The 5,590-nt window shown below is 45.3% G+C and carries 3 protein-coding genes; 2 read left to right on the top strand and 1 reads right to left on the bottom strand.

Going from position 1 to position 5,590, the window contains the following annotated elements; all coding sequences use genetic code 11:
- A partial coding sequence (locus F6K64_RS31890) for a hypothetical protein (RefSeq protein ID WP_287267479.1) occupies positions 1 to 204 on the bottom strand: 204 nt, incomplete at its 3' end.
- 423 nt (positions 205 to 627) lie between these two features.
- Here F6K64_RS31890 and F6K64_RS31885 point away from each other — a divergent pair.
- Positions 628 to 4,620 carry a magnesium chelatase subunit H gene (locus F6K64_RS31885; RefSeq protein ID WP_287267478.1) on the top strand — a complete coding sequence of 1,331 codons (3,993 nt, stop codon included), beginning with the start codon at positions 628 to 630 and terminating at the stop codon, positions 4,618 to 4,620.
- A 102-nt stretch (positions 4,621 to 4,722) separates the two neighbouring features.
- A complete protein-coding gene (locus F6K64_RS31880) occupies positions 4,723 to 4,866 on the top strand; it encodes a hypothetical protein (protein ID WP_287267477.1) in 144 nt (47 codons plus the stop codon).
- Positions 4,867 to 5,590 lie beyond the last annotated feature (724 nt).

The raw sequence follows: 5,590 nt of genomic DNA, 5'->3' as shown, positions 1-5,590 counted from the left end.
CTGACTGCTGACTGCTGACTGCTGACTGCTGACTGCTGACTGCTGACTGCTGACTGCTGACTGCTGACTGCTGACTGCTGACTGCTGACTGCTGACTGCTGACTGCTGACTGCTGACTGCTGACTGCTGACCACTGACTGCTGACCACTGACTGCTGACTGCTGACTGCTGACTGCTGACCACTGACTGCTGACCACTGACCACAAAATCTTAAGCAATAATTAAGGAGGAACGATAAGTAATAGTTTTATAAATCGATAAAATATCCTTATATATACAACTAAGGTTACCTTTGTCAAGGATTTTTTTTGTGTATTTTTGTTAAGGGCAACAGATTTACTACTTCAGTAATTGTTAAGTAATTTTACAAAAACTGGCAATTTTTATATCGAATTGTATCAGATAACGGCTGTAACTCCCTGAAAGTATACGTTTTTTGATAGAAACTCTTTAGTTGGCAAAACAAAACCATCCCAACCAAGAGTGAGTGGTCACTGGTAGAGACGTTCAAGAGCACATCTCTACATAAAATCTAAATACGATCAAAACCATCAAAGGTGATCAGCCGCTTACCGCCACTCAAGCTAAGGCACAGATAACGAATAATCAGGAAGGAGATCTAGCCACATGTTCACTCACGTCAAGTCCACCATTAGACACATCACCCCAGAAGCCTTGAATGGGCGTCATTTGCTGAAGGTGGTCTATGTCGTGCTAGAACCGCAGTACCAGAGTGCATTATCAGCTGCTGTTCGCTCAATCAATCAAAATCAACCGGATATCGCTATTGAAATCAGCGGCTACCTCATTGAAGAGCTGCGTGACCCAGAAAACTATGAAGACTTTAAACGGGATATAGCAGAAGCGAATATCTTTATCGCTTCACTAATCTTTATAGAAGACTTGGCCGAGAAGGTAGTCACCGCTGTACAACCCCATCGCGATCGCTTGGATGCCGCAGTAGTATTTCCATCAATGCCGAAAGTGATGCGCCTGAATAAATTAGGTAGCTTCTCCATGGCGAATTTGGGACAATCCAAGAGTGCGATCGCACAATTCATGCGTAAGCGCAAGAAAAAATCTGGGTCTTCCTTCCAAGACAGTATGCTCAAGCTGTTGCAGACCTTACCGAAAGTCCTGAAGTATATGCCCATGGACAAAGCTCAGGATGCTCGCAACTTCATGCTCAGTTTCCAGTATTGGCTCGGGGGGTCTTCTGATAACCTGGAAAACTTCCTGCTGATGCTAGCAGATAAGTATGTATTTAAGACACAGAAGAAAAATAGCGAAACCTCTGTCCAATTCAAAGACCCAGTGGTTTACCCAGATATGGGGGTTTGGCATCCTCTAGCACCGCAAATGTTTGAAGATGTCAAGGAATACCTGAACTGGTATAGTAGCCGTCAGGATATCTCAACAGACTTAAAAGACCCTCTTGCTCCCTGTATTGGTTTAGTCCTGCAACGCACTCACTTAGTTACTGGGGATGATGCCCATTATGTAGCGATGGTGCAGGAAATCGAAGCGATGGGAGCAAGGGTGATTCCCATCTTTGCTGGTGGTCTGGATTTCTCTAAACCTGTAGATACCTATTTTTCTGAGGAACATGGCAAAACCGTAGTACCTTTAGTGGATGCTGTGGTATCTCTAACCGGCTTTGCTCTAGTAGGAGGTCCAGCACGGCAAGACCATCCCAAAGCGATTGAATCCTTAAAACGCCTCAATCGCCCCTATATGGTTACACTTCCCTTAGTCTTCCAAACTACGGAAGAATGGGAAAATAGTGACTTGGGACTGCACCCGATTCAAGTAGCATTGCAAATTGCCATTCCAGAGCTGGATGGTGCCATTGAACCAATTATTCTATCCGGACGGGATGGCGCAACTGGAAAATCCATTGCGTTACAGGACCGGATTGAATCAGTAGCCCGACGGGCCATGAAGTGGGCGAATTTGCGCCGTAAGCCCAAGCTTGATAAGAAAATTGCCATCACAGTCTTTAGCTTCCCCCCAGATAAAGGCAATGTTGGAACAGCGGCCTATCTTGATGTATTTGGTTCCATCTATAAAGTGATGGAAGCCCTGAACAACAATGGTTATGATGTCCAAGACTTGCCGGAATCCGCTGAGGCACTGATGCAAGAGGTGATCCATGATGCCCAAGCTCAGTACGCTAGTCCAGAATTGAATATTGCTCACCGGATGTCGGTGATGGAGTATGAACGGTTTACTCCCTACTCCAGTCGCTTAGAGGAAAACTGGGGACCACCACCAGGACATCTTAATAGTGATGGACAAAACTTGTTAATCTACGGCAAGCAATTTGGGAATGTATTCATCGGAGTACAACCTACCTTTGGGTATGAAGGAGACCCAATGCTACTGTTGTTCTCCCGTTCCGCAAGTCCTCACCATGGCTTTGCTGCCTATTACACCTATTTAGAACAAATCTGGCAAGCCGATGCGGTGCTGCACTTCGGCACCCACGGGTCTCTAGAATTTATGCCAGGGAAACAGATGGGGATGTCTGGAGACTGTTATCCAGATAATTTAATTGGTTCTATTCCCAATCTGTACTACTATGCTGCCAATAATCCTAGTGAAGCAACTATTGCTAAGCGCCGCAGCTACGCTGAAACCATATCCTATCTGACTCCACCGGCAGAAAATGCTGGATTATATAAAGGCTTAAAGGAACTCAGTGAGTTAATTGGGTCTTATCAAACTCTCAAAGATACTGGGCGCGGTGTTCCCATTGTTAACACCATTATGGATAAGTGCCGCTTGGTGAATCTTGACCAAGATATTGCCTTGCCCGAGCAAGATGCCAAGGAGCTGAGTGCCGAAGAACGGGATACTTTGGTCGGTCAGGTGTACCGCCGCTTGATGGAAATTGAATCAAGGTTGTTACCCTGTGGGTTGCATGTGATTGGTAAGCCACCAACCGCAGAAGAAGCGATCGCAACGCTAGTCAATATTGCTAACTTAGACCGTAGCGAAGACGAAATCATCGGTTTACCCCGGATTATTGCTAACAGTATTGAGCGAGATATTGATGAAATTTACAGCAACAATGACCAAGGCATCTTAGCTGATGTGGAATTGTTGCAAGATATCACCCAAGCTACCCGTGCTGCTGTTAGTGCTATGGTTCAAGCTCAAACCGACACCGATGGACGAGTCTCTAAAGTCTCTAAACTCAACTTCCTCAATATTGGTAAAAAAGAACCCTGGGTAGAAGCCTTGCACAATTTAGGATACACCAAAGTAGATTCCGAAGCGATCAAGCCTCTGTTTGACTATCTCGAATTCTGTTTAGAGCAGATAGTAGCAGACAACGAACTAGGAGCAATGCTCCAAGCCTTAGATGGGGAATATGTGCTGCCAGGTCCTGGTGGTGACCCGATCCGAAATCCCGATGTGCTACCGACCGGTAAGAATATTCACGCCCTCGACCCCCAATCCATTCCCACCCTAGCAGCGGTGAAATCTGCCAAAATTGTAGTAGACCGACTGTTGGCACGGCAAAAGCGAGATAATGATGGGGCTTGGCCAGAAACCATTGCGTGTGTACTATGGGGTACCGATAATATTAAGACCTACGGGGAATCCCTAGCCCAAATTCTGTGGATGGTCGGGGTTAAGCCAGTGCCCGATGCTTTGGGACGGGTGAATAAATTAGAACTAATTCCCTTAGAAGAGTTAGGTCGTCCTCGGATTGATGTGGTAGTAAACTGTTCCGGTGTCTTCCGGGATTTGTTCATCAATCAGATGAACTTACTAGACCAAGGGGTGAAAATGGCCGCAGAAGCCGATGAACCCCTGGAAATGAATTTTGTGCGGAAACACAGTTTGCAACAAGCTCAAGAGATGGGGGTTAATCTACGGCAAGCTGCGACTCGGGTGTTCTCCAATGCGTCTGGTTCCTATGCCTCCAATGTTAATTTAGCTGTCGAAAACAGCACCTGGGAAGAAGAAGCCGAGTTACAGAATATGTATCTCAGTCGCAAGTCCTTTGCTTTCTCTTCCGATAACCCAGGCACCATGGAACAGAGTCAGAAGATTTTTGAGTCTGCCTTGAAAACTGCTGATGTTACCTTCCAGAATCTTGATTCATCGGAAATTAGCCTTACTGATGTTTCTCATTACTTTGATTCTGACCCCACTAAGGTAGTAGCCAACTTGCGGAACGATGGTAAGAAACCAACCGCTTACATAGCTGATACTACTACTGCTAATGCTCAGGTTCGCACCCTATCAGAAACCGTTCGTTTAGATGCCCGGACTAAGTTACTTAATCCCAAGTGGTACGAAGGCATGTTGAATCATGGCTATGAAGGGGTCCGTGAACTTTCCAAACGCTTAGTGAATACTATGGGTTGGAGTGCAACGGCTGATGCAGTGGATAACTGGGTTTATGAAGATGTGAATACTACCTTTATCCAGGATGAAGAAATGCGTCAGCGGTTAATGAATTTGAATCCCAATTCCTTCCGTAAAGTAGTGTCTACGTTATTAGAAGTTAATGGACGTGGCTATTGGGAAACTAGTGAGAGTAATTTACAGCTGTTGCGCGAGTTGTATCAGGAGGTTGAAGATAAAATTGAAGGCATAGATTAGGATTATTGGCGTTGCGTCAGTCTTGGAATGAATAGGAGTAGAGTGGGCATCCTGCCCGCTCGACAATAAGCATGAAACTGGCAAGATGCCAGTTCTACCAAGATGCCAGTTCTACCAAGATGCCAGTTCTACCAAGATGCCAGTTCTACCAAGATGCCAGTTCTACCAAGATGCCAGTTCTACCAAGATGCCAGTTCTACCAAGATGCCCATTCCACGCTTGATGCCCATTCTACAAAAGTATTAAAATCATTCCATTATTAAGCAACGCCAAAAGCGATGCAGCGCGGTCTTGGGGGTTTCCCCCATGAGCGACTGCATCAAGACAGAGTAGCTTTTTAGAGACGTTCAATAGAGCGTCTCTAATTTTTAGGACTTACGAATTTGCCCCCTAAATCCCCCAATTCTGGGGGACTTTGAAAGCTGAAATCCCCCTAAATCCCCCAATTCTGGGGGACTTTAAAAGCTGAAATCCCCCTAAATCCCCCAATTCTGGGGGACTTTAACTCAACTTTGCGGTGCGCGAAATTTGCTGTCAAAAAAAATTTCTAAAAACCCTTGACAAATTATATTATAATCATTATGATTATAATATAAAACAACAAGCAAAAGGTGACCATTATGGATTCCGAATTTCGCCCAAACCCAGAGACTAATCCTGAGGATATAACTCCTAGTAATAATCCTCAGGTGCGCTTTCCGTTGGCGAATTAAATTCGCCACGGGTCGCACCTCAAGAATCGTTTCCCAAAAAATATCCGGTTCAGCATATTTTGAAGGGCTCCCGCAAGGGCATAATCAACACCATGCATAGCCTCTATGTAGTTGGTTATGCGGAAATTATCGAGTGGACTCCTCTGCAGCGTGCGGCTTGTTCTGAGTAGGAGCAACTCGTAGTAGAGTAGGTTATGACTCAGGTAACTCGCGGAATAACATCCCAAAGGTTATAACTATTCATCAGGATGGCGGTG

It is taken from the genome of Moorena sp. SIO3A2, from assembly GCF_010672265.1.
Classification (GTDB): domain Bacteria; phylum Cyanobacteriota; class Cyanobacteriia; order Cyanobacteriales; family Coleofasciculaceae; genus Moorena; species Moorena producens.
This window is presented reverse-complemented; position numbering and strand designations above follow the sequence as displayed.

What these genes read in the sequence shown, in the direction of transcription:
- F6K64_RS31885 (WP_287267478.1), top strand. Translation starts at nt 628, where the DNA reads ATGTTCACTCACGTCAAGTCCACCATTAGACACATCACCCCAGAAGCC.
- F6K64_RS31880 (WP_287267477.1), top strand. Translation starts at nt 4,723, where the DNA reads ATGCCAGTTCTACCAAGATGCCAGTTCTACCAAGATGCCAGTTCTACC.